The sequence below is a fragment of the Burkholderia torrens genome, assembly GCF_984668525.1.
Genome location: NZ_OZ480211.1, coordinates 1364930 through 1390033, shown reverse-complemented (window position 1 = coordinate 1390033; position 25104 = coordinate 1364930). Strand labels below are relative to the sequence as shown.

The following is a 25104-nucleotide window of genomic DNA, read 5'->3' as shown; positions in this document are numbered from 1 at the left end:
CAGCGCTCAGCTCATGGTCGCGAGCGCCAGCTTCACCGAGAAACCGATGAACAGGCCGCCCACGCTGCTCGCCGCGCCTGCCGCAAGCTTGCGGCGGCGGCGGAAATGCTCGGCGAGCCGCGCGCCCGCGAAGATCAGCGTGCTCAGGTACAGGAAGCTCGCGCATTGCGCGATTGCCCCGAGCACGACGAACGACAGCGCGGGATGCGGAAATGCCGGGTCGACGAACTGGATGAAGAACGAGATGAAGAACAGGATCGCCTTCGGATTCAGCAGGCTCACGATCAGCGCCTTGCGGAACGGCCGCTCGCCGTCGACCGCCTGCGGGGCATCGACCGGCGCATCACCGCGCGCGCGCAGCTTGCTCCACGCGCTGCGCAGCATCCCGGTGCCGATGTACAGCAGGTACGCGGCGCCGCCGTACTTGACGACGGAGAACAGCAGCGGGTTCGCCTTCAGCAGCGACGCGACGCCCGCGGCGGACAGCACCATCAGCACCGTATCGCCGACGAACACGCCGCAGGCCGCGCGATAGCCGGCCTTCACGCCGCGCTGCGCCGCAAGCGACAGCACGTACATCGAGTTCGGCCCCGGCAGCAGGATGATGAAGATCACGCCGAACACGTAGGTCCAGATATCCGTGATGCCGAGTGCGTGGCCGAACATGATGTGAATCTCCCGTCCTTCGGTTGCGTCAGTGACTTAGGCGTTGCGCTGCTTCGCCGCGTCCATCAGCGCGGTGAAACGGTCGAACAGGTAGCCGATGTCGTGCGGGCCGGGCGACGCCTCCGGGTGGCCCTGGAAGCAGAATGCCGGCTTGTCGGTCAGCTCGAAGCCCTGCAGCGTGCCGTCGAACAGCGACACGTGCGTCACGCGCGCGTTGGCCGGCAGCGAATCGGCGTCGACCGCGAAGCCGTGGTTCTGTGACGTGATCACCACGCGACCGTCGCCGAGATCCTTCACCGGATGGTTCGCGCCGTGGTGGCCCGTCTTCATCTTCAGCGTCTTCGCGCCGACCGCGAGGCCCATGATCTGGTGACCGAGGCAGATGCCGAAGGTCGGCACGCCACGCTCGATGAACTGCTTCGTGGCCGCGATCGCGTAGTCGCACGGCTCCGGATCGCCAGGGCCGTTCGACAGGAAGATGCCGTCCGGATTCAGCGCGAGCGCATCTTCCGCGCTCGCCTGTGCCGGCAACACCGTCACGTGGCAGCCACGCTCCGCGAGCATGCGCAGGATGTTGTACTTGACGCCGAAATCGTACGCGACGACGCGGTACTTCGGCGCTTCCTGCATGCCGTAGCCGCCTTCGAGGCGCCATTCGGTCTGCTTCCACTCGAACGGCTTGGTGGTCGACACGACCTTCGCGAGATCCATGCCCGCGAGGCCCGCGAACGAGCGCGCGAGCTCGATCGCCTTCGCCTCGTCGTCCGAGCCGGCCAGGATGCAGCCGCTCTGCGCGCCCTTGTCGCGCAGGATGCGGGTCAGCTTGCGGGTATCGATGCCGGCGATCGCGACGACGCCTTCGTCGCGCAGGTAGTCGCCGAGCGTGCGCTCCATACGGAAATTCGACGCGAGCGTGGGCAGATCACGGATGATCAGGCCGGCGGCATGGACTTTCGTGGCTTCGACGTCTTCGGCATTGACGCCGACGTTGCCGATATGCGGATAGGTGAGCGTGACGATCTGGCGCGAGTAGCTCGGGTCAGTCAGGATTTCCTGATAGCCGGTGATCGCGGTATTGAACACGACTTCGCCGATCGTGTGGCCTTCGGCCCCGATCGAATAACCACGAAAGACCGTGCCGTCGGCGAGTGCAAGCAAGGCGGGAGAAAAAGACGGCAACACGGGAGGCTCCTTGGGGAACACCCTGCTGCCGACCTGTTTACCCTGCCGCGCGCGCGCCGCGCTGCGTGGGCGCGCGCGGTCGCTTGCTGGACGCGGCCTGCGTTGTCGAGTCGCGAACCCGGCGCGTGGCGCACGAGGCTTCGCGGCATCGCCCGGCAGGCGGCGTGCGGCGGATGAACGGGATGAAAGAGGTAGGCGCTAGGGTGCGAGGTTGATCAGCACAAACTTTCAAATTATAGCCTGAAAATGGCCCTATCTTCAATCGATATGGCCGTCCGATCGTACGCGCGCCGCACCCGGAAGCGCGGCGCAGCGTGCTGCGGCCCTGTTTCCGCAGCCGCCCTACCCTTCAGCGTACCGCCGGATCAGTGCGCTTGGCCAGTGCTGCGCGCAGGCCACACGTACCAGACCGCGCTCGCGAGCTGCAGCGCGAGCAGCACACCCCATGCGGTGAAGTGCGCGGCAGCCGGATAACGGCCGTCGACCGCGGGCCAGTGCGACAGCACCGCGCCGACGCCGATCTGGAACGCGAAGATCAACAGGAAGATCACGAGCGTGAGCGTCGTGTTCGCGCGGCCGATCAGGTGGGCGGGAAAGTGCCCGGCCATCACCGCGTAGGTCAGGATGCCGACGCCGCCGAACATCCCGTATGCCGCCCACAGCACGGCCGGCGGCAGCGGCACGCCCGCGACGATCGCGACCTGCGTCGCGACGAACAGCGCCATCCCGACACCGCAGAACGCATAGACGGATACGCCGCGCCGCTCGAGCACGCGCGCCGCCGCGCCGAAGCCGACGCAGCCGGCCATCATCGCGAAGCCGAGCACCGACACGAGGCGCGCGGCACGCGGTGCATCGAATCCGGCGACATCGCGCAGGTAAGGCCCGACCCACAGCGACTGCATTGCATAGAACACGCCCTGCGTGACGACGGAGAACGACGATATCTTCCAGAACGCACGGCTGCTCAGGATGTGCCACGTGCCCTTGAACTGGCTGACGAGCCCGCCCTGGTGGCGCGCCTGCGTCGCTTCGGGCGCACCGAAGCCGATCGACGCCGCGACGGCCACCGTCAATACCGCGAGACCGAAACAGATCGCACGCCAGCTCGCCCAGCCGAGCAGCCAGGTCAGCGGCGAGCCGACCATCACGCCGCCGAGGCCGCCGACGGCCATCACGAGGCCGTTGACGAGCGGCAGCCGGCCGACCGGGAAATGCTGCGCGAGCGCCTTGAACGCCGCGCCGAGACATACCGACACGCCGACGCCGATCAGCAGCCGGCCGGCCATCATCGTGCCCAGGCTGTGGGCGGCGCCGAACACGGCCGCACCGGCCGCCGCGAACAGCAGCATGCCGGCCGTCACGCGACGCGGGCCGAAATGGTCGAGCATCACGCCGGCCGGGATCTGCGCACCCGCGAAACCGAGGAAATAGAGGCTGGTCAGCAGGCCGAGATCAGCGGCCGACAACCCGAGTTCGTGCGTGACGAACGGCGCGAAGCCCAGATTGACGCCGCGAAATACATACGACACGAAATACCCGACCGAGAACAGCGCGAGCACCCTCACCTGCACCGACGACATTGCTTCCCCTTGTCACATGAAGACACCCGAAGCAGCGCCCCCGCGCCGCGCACAAACGAAAACGCCGTCACCTCGGTGACGGCGTTTCGTCGCATTTCGTCGGATGATAGCGCAATCGCGCGGATCGGCGCGCGCTGCGCGGGGCGGCTGCGTTACTTCTTCTTGCCCTTGTGCGCAGCGGCCTTGGCCGGCGCAGCCTTGGCGGGCGCCGCCTTCGCCGACTTGGCGGCCGGCTTTGCCGCACCGCGCTTCGCGCCGTGCGACTTGCCGCCCACCGCGAGGCTGGCACGCTCGATGTGCGCACCGCCGACCGACGTCGCGATCCGTTCCGGGCCGGGTTCCGCCGGCACCGAACGGCCGACCGGCACGTGCAGCACGAGCGCCTGGCCCGGCATCGCGAGATCGCGGTGCGTGCGGTTCCACGCCTTCAGCTGGCCGACCGACACGCCGTAGCGGCCGGCGATCGCCGCCATCGACTGCTTGCGGCGCACGCGGATCAGCATCTTGCGCGTGTCGGGTACGTCCGGTTCCATCGCGAGCGCGCCGTTCTCGGCGACGTCGGCGCTGATGTCCTCGTCGTCGTCGTCGCCGCGCGGCACGACGATCGTCGAACCCGGCTTCAGGCGCATGCCGGCCGGAATCTTGTTGACCGACATCAGCGTATCGGCGTCGACGCCGATCTTCTCGGCGATCGCGGCCGGCCGCGCCCGCTCGCTCACCGTATAGGTGGTCCACGTCGACAGCTGGCCGCTGTAGGCCTTCAGGTTCTTCTCGAACGCCGACGCGTTGTCGAACGGCAGCAGGATCTGCGGCTCGGTCGCACCGAGGATCACCGGCTTCGAGAACGACGGGTTCAGCGAGCGGAACTCGTCGAGCGGCAGGTTCGCGAGCTTCGCGGCCACTGCCACGTCGATGTCGCGCGACGTCGTGACCGTCACGAAATACGGGTGGTTCGGGATGTCCGGCAGCGCCAGGCCATATTGCTGCGGGCTCGCGATGATGTTCTTCACCGCCTGCAGCTTCGGCACGTAGTTGCGCGTCTCGTTCGGCATCCGCAGGCTCTGGTAGTCGGTCGGCAGGCCGGCCGCCTGGTTGCGCGCGATCGCGCGCTGCACGTTGCCCTCGCCCCAGTTGTACGCAGCCAGCGCCAGGTACCAGTCGCCGAACATGTCATGCAGGCGCGACAGGTAGTCGAGCGCGGCGCTCGTCGACGCGAGCACGTCGCGACGCTCGTCCTGCCACATGTTGCGCTTCAGGTTGTACGTGCGGCCCGTACCCGGCATGAACTGCCACATGCCGGCCGCCTTCGCGACCGACAGCGCCTGCGGGTTGTACGCGGACTCGATGAACGGCAGCAGCGCAAGCTCGGTCGGCATGTGACGCGCCTCGAGCTCCTCGACGATGTGGTACAGGTACTTCTGCGAGCGCTCGGTCATGCGCTGCACGTAATCGGGACGCTGCGTGTACCAGGTCGTCTGCATGTCGACGAGGTCGCTCTGCAGGTCGGGCATCTGGAAGCCGCGGCGAATGCGCCCCCACAGATCGGAGTCGGCACTGGTCAGGTCGCCGACGGATTGCTTGTCGACGTCGACAGTTTCTTTGGCGGTGGCTGATTTACGGAGGTAGTTGGACGTCGCCTGCGAATCGGCGGCGTTGTTGGCGACAGGGGGCTGGCTCGCACAAGCGGCGAGTAGCAGCACCACCATCGCACTCAATATAAGTCGCATGAAAATCTCGGCTTCCGACGGCTGGAAATTGCAGGCGATACTACGGAAGTGCGTGCTTCACGTCAATAAAAACACCGAAAACTCAGCGAAATCCTACATTTGGAGCAATTTTTACAGACACCGCTTGAGCTTTGGAGTCCTCCGGAAATCATCATCGGAACCGGTTTTTCCACTCGCGCATCAGCGTGAATGCCGCCAGACGATCCGGCACTGTTTCGTGCAGCTCGGCCTCGAGCGTGGCATGAATCGCCGCGCTGTCCGCCCGCATGAACGGGTTTACGGCACGCTCGTGAGCAATCGTAGTGGGCAGCGTCGGCACGCCCCGCGCGCGCAGCGCCTGCGCTTCGTCGCGCCACGCGGCGAGCGCCGCATTGCCGGGCTCGCACGCGAGCGCGAAGCGGATATTGGACAGCGTGTATTCGTGTGCACAATGCACGCGCGTGTCGCCCGGAAGCGCCGCGAGCGCGTCGAGCGATGCAAGCATCTGCGCGGGCGTGCCTTCGAACAGGCGGCCGCAGCCGCACGAGAACAGCGTGTCGCCGCAGAACACGTGGGGCGCGGCGTTGCGCTGCCCGGCCGCCTGGAAATAGGCGATGTGGCCGCGCGTGTGACCGGGCACGTCGAGCACGTCGAACGCGGCGGCCGGCGCGTCGAGCGTCACGCGATCGCCGCCCGCCAGCGGCCGCGTGACCACGCCGATCGCTTCGGCCGCCGGGCCGTAAACGGTCAGCGGAGCATCGGCCGGTTGGCCATTACGCAGCGCCTCGACACCGCCGACGTGGTCGGCGTGGTGGTGCGTGAGTAAAATAGCGGTCAACCGCCAGCCTCGTTCGGCAAGAACCCGGCGTACGGGCGCGGCTTCACCCGGATCGACGGCGATTGCATCGCGGCCGTCCGAGACGAGCCAGATATAGTTGTCTTCGAATGCCGGAACCGGCACGTATTCCAGCTCGTTCATGGGCGCGCAATCATCGTTATGTCTGACCGTCAAATTATAGACTGGCCCGCCTGGACCGACTCGCCTCCCGGCCGCTACGTGCTGGGCTGGGAGCAGGCGCAGCTCGACCGGATCGTGTCCGACGTCTTCGGGTTCCACGCGCTGCAGCTCGGCCTGCCGCAGCTCGACGCGCTGCGCGAGAACCGCATGCCGTATCGCGGCCTCGTGCTCGACCCGGCGAGCGGCGCGAGCGCGCCGTACCAGTACCCGTGGGCACGCGAAGCGCATGCGCCGGCGCACGCGCCCGCCGATCGCAGCACGACCTGGTGCGACCTGCTCGACCTGCCGTTCGAGTCGCAGAGCGTCGACCTGATCGTGATGCCGCACACGCTCGAATTCACGTCCGACCCGCACCGCCTGCTGCGCGAGGCCGAGCGCGTGCTGATGCCGGAAGGCCAGCTCGTGATCACCGGCTTCAATTCGCTCAGCCTGTGGGGCATGCGCCAGTCGTTCGGGCGCATGGCGAACCACCCGTTCGTGCCGGCCACGCGCGACCAGATCGCGTTCATCCGGCTCAAGGACTGGATCAAGCTGCTCGGCTTCGACCTCGAACGCGGCCGCTTCGGCTGCTACCGGCCGCCGCTTGCCACCGACAAGTGGCTGGCGCGCTACGGCTTCATGGAGGCCGCCGGCGACCGCTGGTGGCCGATCTTCGGCGCCGTCTACATGGTGACGGCCGTCAAGCGCGTGCGCGGCATGCGTCTCGTCGGCCAGATCAAGATGAAGAAGCCCGTGCTCGCACCGGGCCTGACGCCGGCGGCCTCCCCGACTACCCATCAAGAACATTCATGACAATCGATACGATCGACATCTATACCGACGGCGCCTGCAAGGGCAACCCCGGCCCCGGCGGCTGGGGCGCACTGATGCGCTACGGCGACAAGGAGAAGGAGCTGTTCGGCGGCGAGCCGAACACGACCAACAACCGCATGGAGCTGATGGGCGTGATTGCCGCGCTCGAAGCGCTGAAGCGGCCGTGCCAGGTGGTCGTGCATACCGATTCGCAATACGTGCAGAAAGGCATCAGCGAGTGGATCCACGGCTGGAAGAAGAAAGGCTGGGTCACCGCGGCGAAGACCCCCGTGAAGAACGCCGACCTCTGGAAGCGGCTCGACGCGCTCGTCGCGCAGCATGAAGTCGAGTGGCGCTGGGTCAAGGGGCACGCGGGCCATCCCGAAAACGAGCGCGCGGACGCGCTCGCGAATCGCGGCGTCGAATCGCTCACGGCCTGAACACCGGCCGCTCCCCTGTTTTCTTCGTTTTTCCCGACATGCGCCAGATCATTCTCGATACCGAAACCACCGGCCTGAACGCCCGCACGGGCGACCGCCTCATCGAAATCGGCTGCGTCGAGCTGCTGAACCGGCGGCTCACCGGCAACAACCTGCACTTCTACGTGAACCCCGAGCGCGACAGCGATCCGGGCGCGCTGGCGGTGCACGGCCTCACGACCGAATTCCTCAGCGACAAGCCGAAATTCGCGGAAGTCGCCCACCAGATCCTCGACTTCGTGAAAGAAGCCGAGCTGATCATCCACAACGCGCCGTTCGACCTGGGCTTCCTCGACGCCGAATTCGCGCGGCTCGGCCTGCCGCCGTTCACCGAACATTGCGGCGGCGTGATCGACACGCTCGTGCAGGCCAAGCAGATGTTCCCCGGCAAGCGCAATTCGCTCGACGCGCTGTGCGACCGCTTCGGCATCAGCAACGCGCACCGGACGCTGCACGGCGCACTGCTCGACTCGGAACTGCTCGCCGAGGTGTATCTCGCGATGACGCGCGGCCAGGACAGCCTCGTGATCGACATGCTCGACGACGGGGGCGCCGACGGCGGCGCGGCGAACGGCCAGCGCGTGTCGCTCGCCGCGCTCGACCTGGCCGTGCTGGCCGCGAGCGACGACGAGCTTGCCGCGCACCAGGCGCAGCTCGACGAGCTCGACAAGTCGGTCAAGGGCACCTGCGTGTGGCGCGCGTCAGGCGACGCGGTCGGCGCGGAAGCGGCCTGACGCCCACGGCACGCGCTGCGGCCGCGCCTACACGCGCGGCTGCAGCGCGATGACGGCCATCCCGCCGAGCGCGAGCACCGCGCCGGCCACGTCCCAGCGGGTCAGCGCGACGCCGTCGACCACCCGCAACCAGACCAGCGCCACCGCGATGTAGACGCCGCCGTACGCGGCATAGGTACGCCCGGCCGCGCTCGGGTGCAGCGTCAGCAGCCACGCGAACAGCGCGAGCGACAGTGCAGCCGGCACCAGCAGCCAGCCCGGGCGCCCGCCCTTCAGCACGAGCCACGGCAGGTAGCAGCCGACGATTTCGGCGAGCGCGGTAGCGGCGAACAGCGCCGCGATCCTGATCAGTTCGGTCATCCGGTTCCTCGTGAATTCGGCCCCGTCGCCGGGTGCCGCACGGCCCCGCCGCGCGCCGCCGATCATACCCGAGCAGGCCGCGCCGAATGCCCCGCCGGGCGGGCGTCGCCCGGCAATTTGCACGATCATCCGTCATCGTGCTATCATGTCGCCTGTTTCGACATTCAATCTCTGTCTATTCAATTTCGAGAGAAGTCCGTCCGCGCATGGCGGGCCGGCCTTTCGACCGAAATTGCACCCACAGGAAAGCCCGCCCGACAGGCCCGCTTTTCTCGTTTCGTTGCCCCTTCGGGGCATTGCCGGAACGCCGGACACATCGTCCGCACCGGCATCTGCCGCCAGCATCACGCGGCCCATTCTTCATGAGCGCACTGTCGCGACGGCCCATCGGGCCCGCGTCGAAGCAGCCCCTTATGGCTTCTTGCCGCCTTGTGTGCAGTAAGTGCTTAATGGCCTGCCCCGACGCGCCGCATCCGACACCGCGCTCGCCGGCAAACCGTGTCGGACGGCCCGCCCGTTCCGGCGCAGTCAAAGGAGTGCATGACCTTGACCGCAACACACGTCAGCCCGACCGCTGCTTCTTCCACCGCTTCGCCGTCCGGCGAGGCCCCGCTCGCCGCGGACGACATCACCGTCGTCGATCAGAGCCTGCTCAAGCGCGCCGTCAGCGCGATGGCCATCGGCAATGCGATGGAATGGTTCGACTTCGGCGTCTACAGCTACATCGCCGTCACGCTCGGCAAGGTGTTCTTCCCGTCCAGCAGCCCGTCCGCGCAGCTGCTCGCGACCTTCGGCACGTTCGCGGCCGCGTTCCTCGTGCGTCCGCTCGGCGGCATGGTGTTCGGCCCGCTCGGCGACCGCATCGGCCGCCAGCGCGTGCTCGCCGCGACGATGATCATGATGGCCGTCGGCACGTTCGCGATCGGCCTGATCCCGAGCTACGCGTCGATCGGCATCATGGCGCCCGTGCTGCTGCTCGTCGCGCGTCTCGTGCAGGGCTTCTCGACCGGCGGCGAATACGGCGGCGCCGCCACCTTCATCGCCGAATTCTCGACCGACAAGCGCCGCGGCTTCATGGGCAGCTTCCTCGAGTTCGGCACGCTGATCGGCTACGTGATGGGCGCCGGCGTCGTCGCGCTGCTCACCGCGTCGCTGTCGCATGAAGCGCTGCTGTCGTGGGGCTGGCGCGTGCCGTTCCTGATCGCCGGCCCGCTCGGCCTGATCGGTCTCTACATCCGGATGAAGCTCGAGGAAACACCCGCGTTCAAGCGCCAGGCGGAAGAGCGCGAAGCGCAGGACAAGGCCGTGCCGAAGGCGCGTTTCCGCGAAACGCTGATGCGCAACTGGCGTGCGCTGCTGCTGTGCGTCGGCCTCGTGCTGATCTTCAACGTGACCGACTACATGGTGCTGTCGTACCTGCCGAGCTTCATGTCGTCGACGCTGCACTTCGACGAATCGCACAGCCTCGTGCTCGTGCTGATCGTGATGGTGCTGATGATGCCGATGACGCTGTACGCCGGCCGCCTGTCGGACAAGGTCGGCCGCAAGCCCGTGATGCTTGCCGGCTGTGTCGGCCTGCTCGTGCTGTCGATCCCGTCGATGATGCTGATTCACGCCGGCACCACCGCGTCGGTGTTCGGCGGCCTGCTGATCCTCGGCGTGCTGCTGTCGTGCTTCACCGGTGTGATGCCGTCGGCACTGCCGGCGCTGTTCCCGACCGAGATCCGCTACGGCGCGCTCGCGATCGGCTTCAACGTGTCGGTATCGCTGTTCGGCGGCACGACGCCGCTGGTGACCGCGTGGCTCGTCGACGTGACGCACAACCTGATGATGCCCGCGTACTACATGATGGGCGCCGCCGTGATCGGCATCGTGTCGGTGGTCGCGCTCGCCGAAACCGCGCGCCAGCCGCTGAAGGGCTCGCCGCCGGCCGTCGCGACGCGCCGCGAAGCGCACCAGCTCGCGCGCCAGCTGCGCGAGGAGGACGACGAGTCGGAGATCTACGGCGTTGTGACTCCTGCCCGCGCGTAAGCGTCGCACAATGCAAAAGCCCCGGCCGAAGCCGGGGCCCGATCGAACCCGATCCGCCCGACCGGCTTGCGTCGGCCGGGCTTTTTTTCATGCTCTCGATGCAGACGCCTTCACGCGCGCGCTTCGCAGTGACGGCAGAAGATCAGTGCGCGCGAACGCGACACGGCCGCCTGGGCACCGCGCGTGGCCATGATCAACCCGACCTGGCCGAGATTGAAATCGCGCTCGACCATCAACTGCGTCAGCGCGGCAAGCGGCAACACGACGGACGGGTGGTACAGGCTCGATTCGATCAGGGCTTTCATCATCTGCTCCATCTGGCAATGCGTGATTCGATGGAGTGGATTCTAGGGACCGGCCGCTTCCGGATAAACAGCGCGAATGCGAAGTCACTTGTCAGCCGCAGAGAACAATCGGCAGCGGCTTGCCGGGCAAGGCCGGGCGGGCAACCGACAGCGGCGTGGCACCGCCTCGCGCCGCCCCGCGCGGCCTAGACGAGCGGCGTTTCGACGAATGCCGGAAGCTGTTCCGCCCGCGCCGAATGTGCGGCCAGCGCCGGGTAACGGGCCGGATCGATCCGCGCGAGCGCCGGGTAGTCGGCCGCCATGAACTGCGTGAAGCGCCACGCGACCGCGACCGTCACGTCGGATTGCAGCAGGCGCGCGCCGCCGAGCCAGCCGTTGGCGGCCGCGACGAGCGGCTCCAGCTGGCCGTACGCGGCCTCGACCTGCCCCAGTACACGCTCGAGCCACGGCGCGTGCTGCTTGTCGGACGGGCGCAGCGCCTGTTCGTAGACGACCTGCACGGACTTCTCGGCCGCCGCCAGCGCAAAGCCGACCGGCACGAGCACGCGCAGCCGCGCATCGGCGGCCTCCGGCAGCAGGCGCCGCTCGGGCGCAACGCGGTGATCGAGATAGTCGACGATCAGCGACGAATCGATCAGCGTCGCGCCGTCGTCGGTCACGAGCGTTGGCGCCTTGACGACCGGGTTGAACGTACTGAACTGCTCGAAATGACGAAACACCGAGATCGACTCGTGTTCGAACGGCAGGTCGAGCAGCTTCGCCGAAATGGCGACGCGGCGCACGAACGGGGAATCCAGCATGCCGATCAGCTTCATCGCAAACGCTCCGCTTCTGGGGATGGGATCGACGACTGTAGCAGCGTCGCGCGGCATCGGCTAGCGTACCCGCGCGCTTGATGCGCAGCAGACGGTCGTGCTTTCCGGCTCCCGCTGCGCGGCGACAGTGACCATAATGCAGATTCACGCCCCTTCCGCCCCAAGGTTCGCCATGTGGTATGCCCTCGTCGAGCAGCAGCGGGAATGGATGCGCGCCTGGCGCGCGGCGACGCGGCACGCGTTCGATGCGTGGCCCGCGGCCACGCTGCCGCACGCCGCGTCGTCATGCTACGACGACCTGTTCGAACCGCTGCTCGGGCCGTCGGCCGGGCCGCCGCGCTTCGACATCGGGCGGCCGGCCGTCGACGAGCAGGTCGCCGCCCGCACGCCGTTCTGCGACCTGCGGCGCTTCGCGCGTGCCGACGCGCGGCGCACGGTGCTGCTGTGCGCGCCGCTCGCCGGGCACGCGGCCGTGATGATGCGGGAAACCGTCGAGACGCTGCTCGCCGACGGCGACGTCTGCGTGACCGACTGGCGCAATGCGCGCGACGTGCCACTCGAAGCAGGCCGCTTCGGGCTCGACGAATACGTCGCGCTGCTCGATGGCTTCGTTGGCGGGCTCGCGCACGACGACCGGCCGCTGCACGTCGTCGCCGTATGCCAGGCGACCGTGCCGGCGCTCGGCGCGCTGGCGCTGCGCGCCGCCCGCGGCCTCGCACCGCCCGCGAGCGTCACGCTGATCGGCGGCCCGCTCGACGCGCGCCTGAATCCGAGCGCGCTCGGCACGGCCGCCGCCGCGCGCTCGCTCGACTGGTGCCGCCGCCACCTGATCGACATCGTGCCGCCCGGCTTCGCGGGGCACGGCCGCCATGTGTTCCCGACCTATCTGCAGCAGGGCGAGATCGCGCTGCTGTATCCGCAGCGGTTCCTGACGCTGATCGAGGCTTACGCGCTGGCCGCGTCGCGCTTCGACATGGCCGGGCTCGCCGGCGCGCGGCGTGCGCTGCTCGAATACACCGCGCTGCTCGACATGCCGGCCGACTATTTTCTCGATACGGTCGACATCGTGTTCCAGCGCATGAGCCTCGCGACCGGCACGTGGGACGTGGGCGGCACGCGCGTCGAGCCGGCCGCGCTGCGCGGCGTCACGCTGCTGACGGTCGAAGGCGCATGCGATGCCGTCACGGGCGCCGGCCAGACGCATGCGGCGCTCGACCTCTGTCGCGGCCTCGCGGCCGGCGAACGCCATCGCGTCGATATCGACGATTGCGATCACTACGGGCTGTTCACGGGGCCGCGCTGGCGCGGCAACGTCCACCCGGCGCTGCAGCGCGTGTTCGCGCTGGCGGAAGCGGCGCGCCCGCGCACGCGCCGCACCCGGCGGCCGTGATCCGGCGTCAGGGCCGCGCTGCTTCGAGCAGCCTGCGCACCTCGTCGTCGCTCGTCTGCTCGAAGCGCGCGTAGAACTGGCTGATCCCGAAGAACCGCAGCGGCTGCGATACCGTGACGAATGCGTCGGCCAGATCGTCGAATACATGCCGCGCATTAGCCGGCGCGACCGGCGCCGCCGCGACGATGCGCGCGGGGCGGCGCTCGCGCAACGCCTGCAGCGCGACGCGCATCGATGCGCCGGTCGCGACGCCGTCGTCGACGACGATCGCGGTGAGTCCGTCGACCGGCAGCGGCGGCATCGCGCCGCGATACAGCGCTTCGCGGCGATGGAGCTCGGCCGTCTCGCGCACGATCACGTCGGCGAGCTGCACGTCCGACACGTCCATCGAACGGATCACCGAACGCTGCAGATGCATCGCGCCGCCGGTGGCGATCGCCCCCATTGCAAGTTCGGGATCGAACGGGACGCCGAGCTTGCGCACGACCAGCACGTCGAGCGGCGCGCGCAGCGCGCAGGCGACCGGATGCGCGACGGGCACGCCGCCGCGCGGCAACGCGAGCACGACGACGTCGCTCCGCCCCGCGTAATCGCACAATGCGTCGGCCAGCTGGCGGCCTGCATCGGCGCGATCGGCAAAACACTCGGTCACGATCGGCTCCCTGCCGTTGCGCCGGATGCGCGAAACCCGCGCCGGCGCCTGTCAACGAGCATGGTTCATCGGCCGCGCCGATGCAAGCGGGGTCACACCGGCGTGCGCGGCGCCGGGGAAAGGATCAGAGGCCGCCGGCCTGCCGGTACAGCCGCCAGAACGACTGCGCGTAGGATTGCGCGAGCTCGGGCGCACGCTGGAACACATTCACCGTTTCGGCATGCGCGGCCGCGCCGTCGGACAGCGTCGTCAGCGCGACGCTGTCGTCGACGATCACGAAGCGCGGCGGCGAGCCGCCATGCCGCGAATCGATCGCGACGTCAATGCCCGCGGACTTCAGGTAACCGGCGCCGCTGTACCGGCCCGCGTGCGGCGAGCGCACGAGCACGACACGAACCTCGACTCCGCGCGCGCGGGCCGCGCGCAACGCGCTCGCGACGGCCGGCGGCACGTGCACATAGCCGGCCAGCAGCACGCGACGCTGTGCCTGTTCGATCAGGTCGACGGTCGCGTCGGCCGCCGCATTGTCATACGAAAAGTATGTGCCGACCGATGCGGCGTCGGACGGAATCAGGCTGGCGTGGGCGCTCGTCGCGCAGCAAAGCGCGGCGAGAAGAATGGCGGCTGGTCTCATGGCGGGCGCCATTGTAGCGACGCCAATTCGCGTGGCAAGCACCGGCTGCGACGCTGCTGCGCCGGCGCAACACACAGTGTGGAACGCGTGTCGCGCGGCTGTGTTTCAGGCCGTTTTCGGGGCCATTGATCAACCGGCCGCGACGCGCGCGAGCCAGCTCGTCACGCCGTCGACGGAACGGAAATCCGTGAGGCTGCGCGCCGGCAGCGCCGGATACGCGCCACTGGCCATCTCGGCCAGCGCGCGCCCGGGTCCGAGTTCGAGAAACGCCGTTGCACCGGCCTCCACGCAGGCGGCGAGACAGGCCGCCCACTCGACCGGCTCCGCGATCTGCCGCGCGAGCTTGTCGAGGCCCGTGTCGACGTCGAGCACCGACGCGCCGTCGATCCCCGAAAACAGCCGCGTGCCGGGCAACGGCCGCCGCACGCGCGGCGCGGCGAGCGACGCGCGAAACACCGGTACGGCCGCCGCGAGCCGGCGCGTGTGCGACGCGATGCGCACGCAGACGGGCGCGACGCGCGATGCGCCGGCGCGAGCGGCGGCGTCGGCCACCGCATCGACGTCGGCCTGCCGCCCAGCGACGACGAACGCGTCGCCGGGATTCGCAATCGCGATGGCCGCCTCCCGGCCGTCGCACAGCCGCGCGAGCTGCGCGCGCGTGAGGCCGCGCACGAACACCATCCGCTCGTCGCCGCCGCTCGCCGCATCCATCGCACGGGCGCGAGCGTCGGCGAGGTCCAGCGCGTCATGCGGCTCGATCATCCCCGCGACGCTCCACGAGCCGACCTCGCCGACGCTGTAGCCGGCGACGCAGCGCCGGCGCGGCCACGCCGCGTCGAGCAGCGCGGTCGCTGCGAGCGCCTGGAGCGTACAGAGGATCTGCGCCGCACGGTTCTCGCGCAGCGCGTCGGGGCCGGCCTGCCGGACCCAGGTGCGCGGATCGTCGCCGAGGAGCCGGCCGGCGTGCGCGAACAACGCATCGGCCTGCGGCGCCGCGCCTGTCAGATCGAACATGTCGGCGCGTTGCGCGCCTTGCCCCGAACAGAGGATGGCCAGCGTCATCGCGCCTCCCCGTCGGCTTCGAGCGCATCGACGAATACGCTCATCGCAAGCAGGTCGGCCGCGCCGCCGGGGCTCAGCCGGCGCGCGACGAACGCACGGTGCGCGGCGGCCGCGCGCAGCCGCCAGTCGCGCGCCCGCACGCCGCCGCGTGCGACGAATGCACGGGCGGTCGCCCGCGCGAAATCGAGGCCGCCCTGCCCGCCCCGGTGCAACAGATTCGTGTCGTCGAGCGCGGCGATCAGCGCAAAGCACGCGTCGACGCGTGCGGCTTCCGGATCGCCGGGCAGATCGCGCTGCGCCGCGCGCAGCGCAGGCAACCCGACCGCGTACACGGTCGCGAAGCCGTCGGCCGCTTCGCGACGCGCGCCGCCGACGCCGTAGCGGCGGCTCGCACGTTCGCCGTGACTGTCGGGCAAACGCGGGCCGCCGAGGATATCGACGCCCCAGCGGCCGGAGACGAACGCGCCGAGCGTCGTCCCGTCCGGCACGGCGCCCGGCACCGCGCGCCGGCCCGCGGCCGCGCACAGCAGCCCAAGCCCGAAAATTGCGCCGCGATGCGTATTGACGCCGCCGGTCGCGGCCAGCATCGCGTGCTCGGCGCGCAGGCCGATCTTGCGCAGCACGGCCATATCCGCATCGCGCGCACCCGCGGCGGCCAGTTCCGCGAAGTAAGGCCGCAGCACGGCGGCGCTGCGCGCGAACGTCGCGGCATCCATGTCGGTGTGACTGCCGGTGTCGACGTGACTGACGAGACCCGGCTTCGGATAGGTCTCGATCTCCAGCACGAGGCTGCGCTCGGCCAGCGCGGCGATGCGCTCGGCATCGGACAACGCCGGTACGCGGCAGGCAGCCCAGGCGCTCATCGCGTGCCTCCGGTGAAGGCGTCGGCCGCCATCAATTCGACGGCAATCGCGGTCTTCACCGCGATTTCGGGCCGCCGCGCGTGCAGTTCGCGCCAGTTGACGCCCGCGCCGTCCGCGCGCAGCAGTTCGCCGTCGATGCGCATCGGCGCGTGCGCGTCGATTGCGGCGAGGCCGTCGAGCAGCGCGGCGAGCGGCTCGGCCGCCGGCAGCGGAAACACGATATCGAGATCGGACGATGCGGTCAGGTACCGCTCGCCCGTCAGCGCCTGCCAGGCAAGACTGCCGAACACGCGACCCTGCACGCCGCAGCGCGCGCCGAGCGCGTCGAGCTCGCGCAGCGGCACGTGCCATGCGTCGGGTGCGGCGGCGAGCACGTCGGCCAGCGCGGGCAGCGGGCCGACCGTCGCGAGCACGTCGGCGGCGACGTTCAGTGCAATGCGCCGCTTGCCTGCCGCGGGCGGCAGCGGCAGGCCGAGCGGCACGCGGCGGGCATCGGCTTCATCCGGCGACGCACGGCGCACGATCAGCGGCCAGCCGCGCTCGGCCCATGCGCGCACGAGCGGCTCGCCCGCGAGCGCAGGGTCGCGCGCGAAGGCCGCACTCCACCCGGCCGCCGTCAGCGTGACGAGCGTGTGGCGGCGCAGCGGCAGCTCAGCGTGCGGCACGCGCGAGTGCCTCGACGCGCAGCGCGACGTCGGTCGCAACCGGCCGGCCGCGCGACGCCCGCCGGTCGATACGGTCGGTCGGCTTGCCGAGCCATTCGCCGACCTGTGCGTCGAGCGCACGAGACGGATCGAGCACGCCATCGACGGCGCCCATCTTCACGAGATTGTCGAGCCCCGGCGCGAACACCGGCGTCGAGCGCGACATTTCCTTCAGCACGTCGATCGGCAGCTTGGTCACGCGCGACATCGACGGCAGGTCCATCACTTCCGGCTCGGCGCCCGGCACCGCGAGCAGCGTGCGCGTCGCGAGCGCGGTCGCGATGAACGCGCCGGCGGCCGTGTGGCCATACAGCACGCCGATCGTCCGGTGCCCGGCGAGATCGGCCTGCATCAGGCACTTCGCGAGATGCGACAGCCCTTCGTTCAGGCCGAGCAGTTCGTCGCGCTTGCTCATCCGCTGGCTGTCGCTGTCGACGAGCACGACGATCGGCGTGTCGCCGCCGCGCGCGATCGTGTCGAGCACATGCGACGCAAGCGTCAGCGCCTCGTCGATGCCGAACGGCAAGCGGTCGGTGACGCCGATCACGTCGACGCGCGTGCCGGCCAGTTCCGCGTGGCCCGTCAGCAGGCCGCCATTACGCGCAATCGAACGGCCTCGGGGAAACAGCGAGTACAAAACTTCATCGAGCGTCATGCTGCGGCTCCTGTAACTGGTCGGCGAGCTTGGCGAATGCTTCGTCGGGCATCCCCGGAATCGCTTCCGGCTTGTCGGCCCCGAGCGAGCGCCACACGTCGAGCGCATCCTTGCACGCGCCGAACCGTTCGACACGCGCTTCGAGACGCGCCTGCTCCGCGCGCAGCATCGCCGTATCGAATTCAGGCGCACGGCCGATCAGGTCGAGTGCCGCCGCGCGGAACGCGTCCGGCGTATCGGCCACGTAACGATCGGCGCCGCCGATCAGCCGCCGGTGCTTGCCGCCCATCGTGCGCCAGATCAGCGCGCGATCCTTCGAATCGAATTCCTCGACACCGCGATTGGTCTCGATCACTTCGGGGCCCGACACGCTGATGCGCCCCTGCTCCGAAACCGCGAGCGCCGAACAGCACGCGGCGAGCAAGCCGCCGCCGCCGTAGCAGCCCGCGCGCCCGCCGATCAGCCCGATCACCGGCACGCCGGCCGCACGCGCGTCGACGAGCGCCCGCATGATCTCGGCGATCGCGAGCTCGCCCGCGTTCGCTTCCTGCAGCCGCACGCCGCCCGTATCGAACAGGATCAGCACCGGCTTGCCGACTTCGCGCGCGGCGCGCAGCAGCCCCGTGAGCTTCGCGCCGTGCACCTCGCCGAACGCGCCGCCCATGAAGCGGCCCTCCTGCGCGGCGACGAACACCGGCCGGCCGTCGAGCCGGCCGTGGCCGACCACCATCCCGTCGTCGAACTGCTGCGGCAGGCCGAACAGCGGCAGGTGCGGGCTCGTCACGCGTTCGGCCGGCCCGAGGAATTCGTCGAAGCTGCCCGCGTCGAGCAGCCCGTCGATACGCTGCCGCGCCGAGGCTTCGTACCAGCTCGCGCCGTTCGCGACGAACGCCGGTGCGTCGTGGATCGCGTCGCTCATCATGCGTCCCCCTCGATCGCGCGCACGGCCTGCGCGAGCCGCAACGACACCATGTCGGGCCGTGCGCCGCCGTCGTTGATCGACAGCTTCAGGCCGCCCGGCGTGCGCCGTTCGACGAAATCCGACACGACGGCCTGCCATACCGCGCCGAAGCCAACCGCCGCGGTGCGGATGTCGATCTCGCACTCGTTGCCCGGCAGCACACGCTCGACGAGCACCTCGAGATTGCCGGACGCGACCACGCCGACCAGCACCGCGGCCTGCTCGCCCTTCGCGCGTTCACGCGCGGTGAAGCGATAGTTCAACTGTTCCATGCCCTTTTCCTCACCAGTTGCGGAACCGGGCCGGCGGCGCATAGAGCCCGCCCGACCAGTGCACGAGATCCTTGATCGAACGCGCGGCGAGCCAGCGGCGGTCGGCGTCGAGCGGATCGATGCCGAGATCCTCCGGGCGGCGGATCACGCCGCGCTCGCGCAACCGCTCGACCATCTTCCGGTCGCGGCCGCGGCCGATTTCCGTATAGCCGGCAACGCCGCGGATCGCGTGTTCGCGTTCGTCCTTGTCGCGGCACATCAGCAGGTTCGCGATCCCTTCCTCGGTGACGATGTGCGTGACGTCGTCGCCGTAGACCATGATCGGCGCGAGGTCGAGCTGCAGCTTGTCGGCAAGCTTCAGCGCATCGAGCTTCTCGACGAACATCGGCACGTTCTTGTCGCCGAACGTCTCGCCGATCTGCACGACGAGCTTGCGGCCGCGCCTGAGCGCCGCCGGCGTGTCGGGATCGGCTTCCGCGCCGGCCTTCAGCCACGGCTCGCTCGGATGGCGCCGGCCGCGCGCGTCGCTGCCCATGTTCGGCGCGCCGCCGAAGCCTGCGATGCGCTCGGCCGTGACCGTCGACGAATGGCCGGACAGGTCGATCTGCAGCGTCGAGCCGATGAACATGTCGCACGCATAGAGGCCGGCCGTCTGGCAGAACGCGCGGTTCGAGCGCAGCGACCCGTCGGGGCCCGTGAACCACACGTCGGAGCGCGCGCGGATGTAGTCATCCATCCCGACCTCGGAGCCGAAGCAGTGGATCTGCTCGACCCAGCCCGACTCGATCGCGGGAATCAATGTCGGGTGCGGATTGAGCGCCCAGTGCGTGCAGACCTTGCCCTTCAGCCCGAGCTTTTCACCGTAGGTCGGCAGCAACAGCTCGATCGCGGCCGTGTTGAAGCCGATCCCGTGGTTCAGGCGCTTGATGCCGTACGGCTCGTAGATGCCCTTGATCGCGAGCATCGCGGTGAGGATCTGCGTTTCGGTGATCGCGGCCGGATCGCGCGTGAACAGCGGCTCGACGTAGAACGGCCGGCCGGCCTCGACGACGAAATGCACGCGGTCGCCGGGAATGTCGACGCGCGGCACCTTGTCGACGATGCGGTCGACCTGCGCGATCACGATGCCGTCCTTGAAGGCGGTGGCCTCGACGACGGTCGGCGTGTCCTCGGTGTTCGGGCCCGTGTACAGGTTGCCGTCGCGATCGGCGCTGACCGCTGCGATCAGCGCGACCTGCGGCGTGAGATCGATGAAGTAGCGCGCGAACAGCTCGAGATAGGTATGCACCGCGCCGAGCGCGATCTTGCCGCCGAACAGCAGCTTCGCGATGCGCTGGGATTGCGGGCCCGAGTACGCGAAATCGAGACGCTTCGCGATGCCGCGCTCGAACACGTCGAGATGCTCGGGCAGCACGACGCCCGACTGCACCATGTGCAGGTCGTGGATCTTCGCGCTGTCGACGTCGGCGAGCGCCGTCGCGAGCAGGTCGGCCTGCTTCTGGTTGTCGCCTTCGAGGCAGACGCGGTCGCCGGGCCGCAGCACCGCTTCGAGCAACGCGACGGTGTCGCGCGCATCGACCCGCTTGCCCTGCGCGTAAGCCGCGCCGGCCGCGAGCCGTGCATCGCGCGCCTGCCGCGCGTGATTCCATCCCGTCATGAACAGTTCTCCCGCTTCGATGGTTCAGCGGCATTCTAAGCCTCGCGCCGCCGCCGATTGATGATGTTGACGAATGCGACTCAGAGGACGCCGCGATGGGTGCGGCCCGCGCGCGGGCCGCACCGCAACGCGCTACGCGCCGACCAGCGCGCGCGTCGTGAAGAACAGCAGCGACGGCCCGAGCAGGCAGCCGATGCCCGTATGGAACGTCGCGACCAGCGCACCGTACGGGACGAGCCGGCGGTCGGTCGCGGCGAGCCCCGCGCTCACGCCGCTGACGGTGCCGGCCAGCCCGCCGAAGATCATCGCGGAACGCGGCGTCTTCAGCCCCATGAAGTTGGCCGCGACCGGCGTGCCGACCATCACGATGATCGCCTTCACGAGCCCGGTCGCGATACTGAGCGCGATCACGTCGGAACTCGCGCCGATCGCCGCGCCGGTAACGGGCCCGACGATGTAAGTGACGGCACCCGCGCCGATCGTCGTCATGCTGACCGCGTCGGTATAGCCGAACGCGCGCGCGATGCACGCGCCGACGATGAACGGCAGCACGGTGCCGAGCAGCAGCGACACGACGCCGACGAGCCCGGCCTTGCGCGCCTCGGTCGGCTGCACTTCGAACGCGGTCGCGACGATCGCGAAATCGCGCAGCATCGCGCCGCCCATCAGGCCGATGCCGGCGAACAGCTTGACGTCGGCCAGCCCCTTCTCGCCGCCGGTGAATGCGCCGCCGACGTAGGCGAGCACGAGACCGATCACGATCGCGATCGCGGAGCCGTGCACGCGGCCGAATGTGAGCTTGCGCGACGCGATCGACGACAGCCACATGATCAGGCCGACCAGCGCGAACGACGCGACGAGCCCGTTGTGGGCGACGGTTTTTTCGAGCATCTGCAGCATGGCGGCCTCCGTTACTGTTCTTCGAATTGCGGCACGCCCGCGAAGGCCGTGTCGTCGCGCCCGGTGCGCACGAGTACCGCGATGCAGCATGCGCAGATCGCGACCGCGCCGACGGCGGCCAGCAGCGCGACGGGGCCGCCCTTCAGCGCGGCGACGACGTTCTGGTTCGCGGCCATCGCGACGACGACCGGGATGTACATCGCGCCCCAGAAGCCGACGCCGGCCTCGGTCTCCTTCGGCAGCCAGCCGCGCCGGTGCAGCCACAGGCGCAGGTAGATCAGCAGCAGCATCGCGATGCCGACGCCGCCGACGTTGGTCTTCACGCCGATCGCGCTGCCGAGCAGGTCGCCGAGAAACAGTCCGGCCAGGTGGCAGAACGCCAGCAGCGCGGTTCCGTAGATGATCATGAGTCGTCTCCAGTCTCTTCGTGACGGGCGCCGGACGCACGCAGGAACCGGGCCCGCACGCCGATCCCGGGCGCGGACTTGTGTCTCCTGCGGCGGGGGCGCCGCGGCCCGGCGGCTCGTCGTGCGAGCACGTTCTCGGGGTCGATGGGATGATGCGGTTTCGGGCCGGACGCCGGATGGCTTAGACTGACCGAAGCAGCCGGCGGCGCGACACGGGCTACGCGTCCGATACGCCCCGTTCGCGGAGGCCGCACTGGCGCGTGATCCGATACTAGCGCCGCAAAATCCGGCCATTTATGAAGTTGTCGAAACCGATTCAGTGGATTTAGCAATGCGTCCGTTACCGCCCGAGCTGCTGCGCAGCTTCGTCGCCGTCGCCCAGTCCGGCAGTTTCACCGCCGCGTCCGAGCGCGTGAGCCTGTCGCAATCGACCGTCAGCCAGCACATCCGCCGCCTCGAGGAACTGCTCGACCGGCCGCTGTTCGAGCGCGACACGCGCAACGTGCACCTGTCGCAGCACGGCGACGCGCTGTTCCGTTACGCGGTGCGCATTCTCGAGCTGATGGACGAGGCCGTCACGTCGGTCTGCGGGCCGCCGCTGTCGGGCAAGGTGCGGCTCGCGATGTCGGAGGATTTCGCGTCGGCGCACCTGACGGCCGCGCTCGCGAGCTTCGTGCAGCGCAACCCGGACGTCGAGCTCGCGATCTCGACCGGGCTGTCGGGCGACCTCTTCGACGCGCTCGACGAAGGCCGGCACGATCTCGTGTTCGCGAAGCGCATCGCGGGCAGCCGGCGCGGCCGCGTGATCCGCAGCGAACCGCTGTACTGGTGCACCGGCCCCGAATCGCGACTCACCGGCCATGAAACCGTGCTGCCGCTCGCGATGCACCCGGAGCCGAGCGTCTCGCGCCGCCGCGTGCTCGAATCGCTCGAGGCCGTCGGGCGGCCGTACCGGATCGCGGTGGTCAGCAGCAGCGTCGCGGTGTTGCGGGCGGCCGCGAGCGCGGGGCTCGGCGTCAGCGCGTTCGCCGGCTACGTGATCCCGGCCGGGCTCGCACGGCTCGACGCCGGGCTGCCCGAACTCGGCGAACTCGAATACGTGATCGACCGGCCGGCGGCCGCGTCGCGTTCGACGCTCGCGCTCGAAGCGACGCTGATCACCGCCGCGGCCGAGCTGTAACCGCGCCGGGCGCGCCGCACGCGGGCACGGCCGCGCCCGCACCTGACAGCTTTGCCCGGAACGCGTCATCGTCCGCGCAGCACCCGCTCGCGACAATGGGACCCATCGGAACGCACGGCAGGTCGCCGTGCACGTCCGGTTCCCCGTCCCCTTGATCGGAGCCCGCCATGAACGTTTTGCGATTCGCCGTCGCGACCGCTGCAGCCGCGCTGCTGTCCCCCGCCTTTGCCCAGACCGACGCGTCGGCGCCCGCACAACAGGGCTTGACGCGCGCGGAAGTCATCGACCAGCTCAAGCAGGCCTATCTCGACGGCGAACTGCCGACGAACGACAGCAACTATCCGCCGAACGCCGCGACCCGCGCACGCAATCGCGAACTCGTGCAGGCCGCGAGCCCGGCCTGGCTGGCTCACGTGCCGCCGGCCGGCCAGGCGACGTCGCAGCAATGACCGGCGCCGCCGCGCCGGCACGACCGGATCAGGATCAGGGCAGGAAGCTGCGGCGCCGTGCGTCGATCAGCTCGACGAGCAAGCGGTCGCGCTCGGCCGCCAGTTCCTGCATCGAACGCTCGCCCTGGATCGCGCGCAGTTCGTCGGTCAGCTTGCGGTCGACTTCCGGATCGAACGACGGCGTACCGAGATCGTCCCACCAGCTCGTGATCGGCCCCGACAGGTGTTCGAGGAAGTGCGCGATCCCGCCCGCGCCGCCGCCGAGGTGATAGGTCAGGCACTGCCCCATCAGCCCCCAGCGCAGGCCGGGCCCCCACGCGACGGCCTTGTCCGCGTCGGCGACACTCACGACGCCTTCGCCGACGAGGTGATACACCTCGCGGAACAGCGCGGCCGCGAGCCGGTTCGCGACGTGGCCGGTCATCTCCTTGTTGAGGACGATCGTCTGCTTGCCGAGCGCATCGTAGAACTGCTTCACGCGCGCGATCACGTCCTGGCCGGTCGCGTCGCCGCCGACCAGCTCGACGAGCGGGATCAGGTGCGGCGGATTGAACGGATGCGCGATCAGGCAGCGCTCCGGATGCTTCGCGCACGCGGACTGGATGTCCGACATCTTCAGGCCCGACGAACTCGACGCGATCGGCACATGCGCGGGCAACACGTCGTCCATCTGCCGGTACAGCGCACGCTTCAGGTCGAGCCGTTCCGGGCCGTTTTCCTGCACGAAGTCGACGCCGTCGAGCGCGCGCACGAGATCGGCGTCGAACGACAGCCGCGCGGAAAGTTCGGCGACCCGCTCGCCGAGAAATGCGGCCAGCGCGTCACGCAGCCGCGCGTCGGCTTGCGGCGCCGGATCGGTCGCGACGACGTCGAAACCCTGCGTCAGATAGAAAGCCGCCCAGCTCGCGCCGATCACGCCGGCGCCGACGATCGCGATACGTCGAATGTCCATGATTGTCCCGTGTGGTTGGTCTGCAGATCGCTCGCGGCGATTGTCGCATCGAATCCTCTGCGCATGTGTTGACGCAGATTGCGGATGCCCTCTTGAAATGCGCGGCAGCGGCCACTAATTAACCGTCGTCGGGCCGTGCTTCATCGCTTGCACGGCCCCCGTTTCGATCCAGTGGAGCCACCCGTCGCGCCCGCCGCAGGCGTCGCGCCGTCACGTCTCCCGTGTTCCCTGTTCAGGAGGACCAACATGAGCGGTATCCATCACGGCTACGACCTGTTCGACGAATTCACCCGCATGCAGCGGCAAGTGGCGAACCTGCTCGGCGAGCGCCCGTCCGGCATCCGCGCGGTGCGTCCGGGCGCGTTTCCCGCACTCAACGTCGGCGCCACCGACGAAGCCATCGAGATCGTTGCGTTCGCACCCGGCATGGCCGCGGGCGACTTCGACGTGTCGATCGACAAGGACCTGCTGACGATCAGCGGCGAGCGCAAACCGGCGCCGCGTGCCGAAGGCGAAGACGTGCGTACCTATGCGCAGGAGCGCTTTCACGGCGCGTTCCGCCGTGTCGTCGAACTGCCGCGCGACGCGGATCCCGACCAGGTCAGCGCGCGCTACGAGAACGGCTGCCTGCTGATTCGCGTCGGCCGGCGCGAAGCCTCGAAGCCGCGTGCGATCACCGTTCAGTAACCTTCAGG

General features: G+C 69.2%; 28 protein-coding genes. 8 read left to right on the top strand and 20 right to left on the bottom strand.

What is annotated here, in order from left to right:
- Positions 1-6 precede the first annotated feature (6 nt).
- From leuE to gloB, 5 genes are all read right to left on the bottom strand, one after another.
- Positions 7-666 (bottom strand): leucine efflux protein LeuE, encoded by a 660-nt coding sequence (gene leuE, locus AC5LXX_RS06465; RefSeq protein ID WP_006490589.1) that lies wholly within the window; start codon positions 664-666, stop codon positions 7-9.
- Between the two features lie 36 nt (positions 667-702).
- Positions 703-1848 carry a glutamine-hydrolyzing carbamoyl-phosphate synthase small subunit gene (gene carA, locus AC5LXX_RS06460; protein ID WP_493410860.1) on the bottom strand — a complete coding sequence of 382 codons (1146 nt, stop codon included), beginning with the start codon at positions 1846-1848 and terminating at the stop codon, positions 703-705.
- A 365-nt stretch (positions 1849-2213) separates the two neighbouring features.
- Positions 2214-3431, bottom strand: a complete 1218-nt coding sequence (locus AC5LXX_RS06455; RefSeq protein ID WP_493410859.1) for an MFS transporter — start codon at positions 3429-3431, stop codon at positions 2214-2216.
- Between the two features lie 152 nt (positions 3432-3583).
- Positions 3584-5158 carry a transglycosylase SLT domain-containing protein gene (locus AC5LXX_RS06450; protein WP_493410858.1) on the bottom strand — a complete coding sequence of 525 codons (1575 nt, stop codon included), beginning with the start codon at positions 5156-5158 and terminating at the stop codon, positions 3584-3586.
- 151 nt (positions 5159-5309) lie between these two features.
- Positions 5310-6116, bottom strand: coding sequence for a hydroxyacylglutathione hydrolase (gene gloB / locus AC5LXX_RS06445; RefSeq protein ID WP_493410857.1), 807 nt, complete (start codon positions 6114-6116; stop codon positions 5310-5312).
- 18 nt (positions 6117-6134) lie between these two features.
- On the opposite strand from gloB, the gene AC5LXX_RS06440 reads away from it, so the two are divergent.
- Genes AC5LXX_RS06440 through dnaQ form a run of 3 tightly spaced genes read left to right on the top strand, consistent with a single transcriptional unit; the run spans position 6135 to position 8160 of the window.
- Positions 6135-6947, top strand: coding sequence for a class I SAM-dependent methyltransferase (locus AC5LXX_RS06440; protein WP_124453950.1), 813 nt, complete (start codon positions 6135-6137; stop codon positions 6945-6947).
- On the top strand, positions 6944-7387 hold the full coding sequence (gene rnhA / locus AC5LXX_RS06435) for a ribonuclease HI (protein WP_069256291.1): 444 nt from the start codon (positions 6944-6946) through the stop codon (positions 7385-7387). The genes AC5LXX_RS06440 and rnhA overlap by 4 nt, the downstream gene beginning before the upstream one ends.
- A gap of 38 nt (positions 7388-7425) precedes the next feature.
- The gene (dnaQ, locus tag AC5LXX_RS06430) at positions 7426-8160 is read left to right on the top strand and encodes a DNA polymerase III subunit epsilon (protein ID WP_493410856.1); all 735 of its coding nucleotides are present in this window, start codon (positions 7426-7428) and stop codon (positions 8158-8160) included.
- Positions 8161-8187: 27 nt separating this feature from the next.
- Here dnaQ and AC5LXX_RS06425 read toward each other — a convergent pair whose 3' ends face one another.
- Entirely contained in the window at positions 8188-8520 is a 333-nt protein-coding gene (locus tag AC5LXX_RS06425; RefSeq protein ID WP_493402771.1) for a YnfA family protein, read from the bottom strand.
- Positions 8521-9060: 540 nt separating this feature from the next.
- On the opposite strand from AC5LXX_RS06425, the gene proP reads away from it, so the two are divergent.
- The gene (gene proP, locus AC5LXX_RS06420) at positions 9061-10551 is read left to right on the top strand and encodes a glycine betaine/L-proline transporter ProP (protein WP_493410855.1); all 1491 of its coding nucleotides are present in this window, start codon (positions 9061-9063) and stop codon (positions 10549-10551) included.
- Positions 10552-10661: 110 nt separating this feature from the next.
- Here proP and AC5LXX_RS06415 read toward each other — a convergent pair whose 3' ends face one another.
- Positions 10662-10868 (bottom strand): hypothetical protein, encoded by a 207-nt coding sequence (locus tag AC5LXX_RS06415; RefSeq protein WP_124453959.1) that lies wholly within the window; start codon positions 10866-10868, stop codon positions 10662-10664.
- Positions 10869-11041: 173 nt separating this feature from the next.
- Positions 11042-11671 (bottom strand): glutathione S-transferase family protein, encoded by a 630-nt coding sequence (locus AC5LXX_RS06410; protein WP_493410854.1) that lies wholly within the window; start codon positions 11669-11671, stop codon positions 11042-11044.
- Positions 11672-11843: 172 nt separating this feature from the next.
- On the opposite strand from AC5LXX_RS06410, the gene AC5LXX_RS06405 reads away from it, so the two are divergent.
- Positions 11844-13061 (top strand): polyhydroxyalkanoate depolymerase, encoded by a 1218-nt coding sequence (locus AC5LXX_RS06405; protein ID WP_493410853.1) that lies wholly within the window; start codon positions 11844-11846, stop codon positions 13059-13061.
- A 7-nt stretch (positions 13062-13068) separates the two neighbouring features.
- On the opposite strand, the gene AC5LXX_RS06400 is transcribed toward AC5LXX_RS06405, so the two are convergent.
- The 11 genes from AC5LXX_RS06400 to madL all read right to left on the bottom strand — a co-directional run bounded on the left by AC5LXX_RS06400 (position 13069) and on the right by madL (position 21828).
- On the bottom strand, positions 13069-13713 hold the full coding sequence (locus AC5LXX_RS06400) for a phosphoribosyltransferase (RefSeq protein WP_493410852.1): 645 nt from the start codon (positions 13711-13713) through the stop codon (positions 13069-13071).
- A 124-nt stretch (positions 13714-13837) separates the two neighbouring features.
- On the bottom strand, positions 13838-14359 hold the full coding sequence (locus AC5LXX_RS06395; RefSeq protein ID WP_493410851.1) for a phospholipase D-like domain-containing protein: 522 nt from the start codon (positions 14357-14359) through the stop codon (positions 13838-13840).
- Positions 14360-14476: 117 nt separating this feature from the next.
- Positions 14477-15409, bottom strand: a complete 933-nt coding sequence (gene mdcH / locus AC5LXX_RS06390; protein WP_493410850.1) for a malonate decarboxylase subunit epsilon — start codon at positions 15407-15409, stop codon at positions 14477-14479.
- On the bottom strand, positions 15406-16272 hold the full coding sequence (gene mdcB, locus AC5LXX_RS06385; RefSeq protein WP_493410849.1) for a triphosphoribosyl-dephospho-CoA synthase MdcB: 867 nt from the start codon (positions 16270-16272) through the stop codon (positions 15406-15408). Before mdcB ends, mdcH begins: the two co-directional genes overlap by 4 nt.
- Positions 16269-16937, bottom strand: a complete 669-nt coding sequence (mdcG, locus tag AC5LXX_RS06380; RefSeq protein WP_493410848.1) for a malonate decarboxylase holo-[acyl-carrier-protein] synthase — start codon at positions 16935-16937, stop codon at positions 16269-16271. Before mdcG ends, mdcB begins: the two co-directional genes overlap by 4 nt.
- Positions 16924-17631: a biotin-independent malonate decarboxylase subunit gamma gene (gene mdcE / locus AC5LXX_RS06375; protein WP_493410847.1), complete on the bottom strand. Its 708-nt coding sequence runs from the start codon at positions 17629-17631 to the stop codon at positions 16924-16926. Before mdcE ends, mdcG begins: the two co-directional genes overlap by 14 nt.
- Positions 17618-18553 (bottom strand): biotin-independent malonate decarboxylase subunit beta, encoded by a 936-nt coding sequence (locus AC5LXX_RS06370; protein WP_493410846.1) that lies wholly within the window; start codon positions 18551-18553, stop codon positions 17618-17620. Before AC5LXX_RS06370 ends, mdcE begins: the two co-directional genes overlap by 14 nt.
- Positions 18550-18864, bottom strand: coding sequence for a malonate decarboxylase acyl carrier protein (mdcC, locus tag AC5LXX_RS06365; protein ID WP_226107894.1), 315 nt, complete (start codon positions 18862-18864; stop codon positions 18550-18552). Before mdcC ends, AC5LXX_RS06370 begins: the two co-directional genes overlap by 4 nt.
- Before the next feature lie 10 nt (positions 18865-18874).
- Positions 18875-20521 carry a malonate decarboxylase subunit alpha gene (gene mdcA, locus AC5LXX_RS06360; RefSeq protein ID WP_493410845.1) on the bottom strand — a complete coding sequence of 549 codons (1647 nt, stop codon included), beginning with the start codon at positions 20519-20521 and terminating at the stop codon, positions 18875-18877.
- A gap of 132 nt (positions 20522-20653) precedes the next feature.
- Positions 20654-21421 (bottom strand): malonate transporter subunit MadM, encoded by a 768-nt coding sequence (gene madM / locus AC5LXX_RS06355; protein ID WP_124453984.1) that lies wholly within the window; start codon positions 21419-21421, stop codon positions 20654-20656.
- An 11-nt stretch (positions 21422-21432) separates the two neighbouring features.
- Entirely contained in the window at positions 21433-21828 is a 396-nt protein-coding gene (madL, locus tag AC5LXX_RS06350) for a malonate transporter subunit MadL (RefSeq protein WP_493410844.1), read from the bottom strand.
- 331 nt (positions 21829-22159) lie between these two features.
- On the opposite strand from madL, the gene AC5LXX_RS06345 reads away from it, so the two are divergent.
- Together AC5LXX_RS06345 and AC5LXX_RS06340 are read left to right on the top strand one after the other, a co-directional pair.
- Positions 22160-23008, top strand: a complete 849-nt coding sequence (locus AC5LXX_RS06345) for a LysR substrate-binding domain-containing protein (RefSeq protein WP_124453986.1) — start codon at positions 22160-22162, stop codon at positions 23006-23008.
- A 167-nt stretch (positions 23009-23175) separates the two neighbouring features.
- The gene (locus tag AC5LXX_RS06340; protein WP_493410843.1) at positions 23176-23457 is read left to right on the top strand and encodes a DUF4148 domain-containing protein; all 282 of its coding nucleotides are present in this window, start codon (positions 23176-23178) and stop codon (positions 23455-23457) included.
- Between the two features lie 34 nt (positions 23458-23491).
- Here AC5LXX_RS06340 and AC5LXX_RS06335 read toward each other — a convergent pair whose 3' ends face one another.
- Positions 23492-24409 carry a 3-hydroxyacyl-CoA dehydrogenase NAD-binding domain-containing protein gene (locus AC5LXX_RS06335; protein WP_493410842.1) on the bottom strand — a complete coding sequence of 306 codons (918 nt, stop codon included), beginning with the start codon at positions 24407-24409 and terminating at the stop codon, positions 23492-23494.
- A gap of 246 nt (positions 24410-24655) precedes the next feature.
- On the opposite strand from AC5LXX_RS06335, the gene AC5LXX_RS06330 reads away from it, so the two are divergent.
- Entirely contained in the window at positions 24656-25096 is a 441-nt protein-coding gene (locus AC5LXX_RS06330; RefSeq protein ID WP_493410841.1) for an Hsp20/alpha crystallin family protein, read from the top strand.
- Positions 25097-25104: the final 8 nt, after the last annotated feature.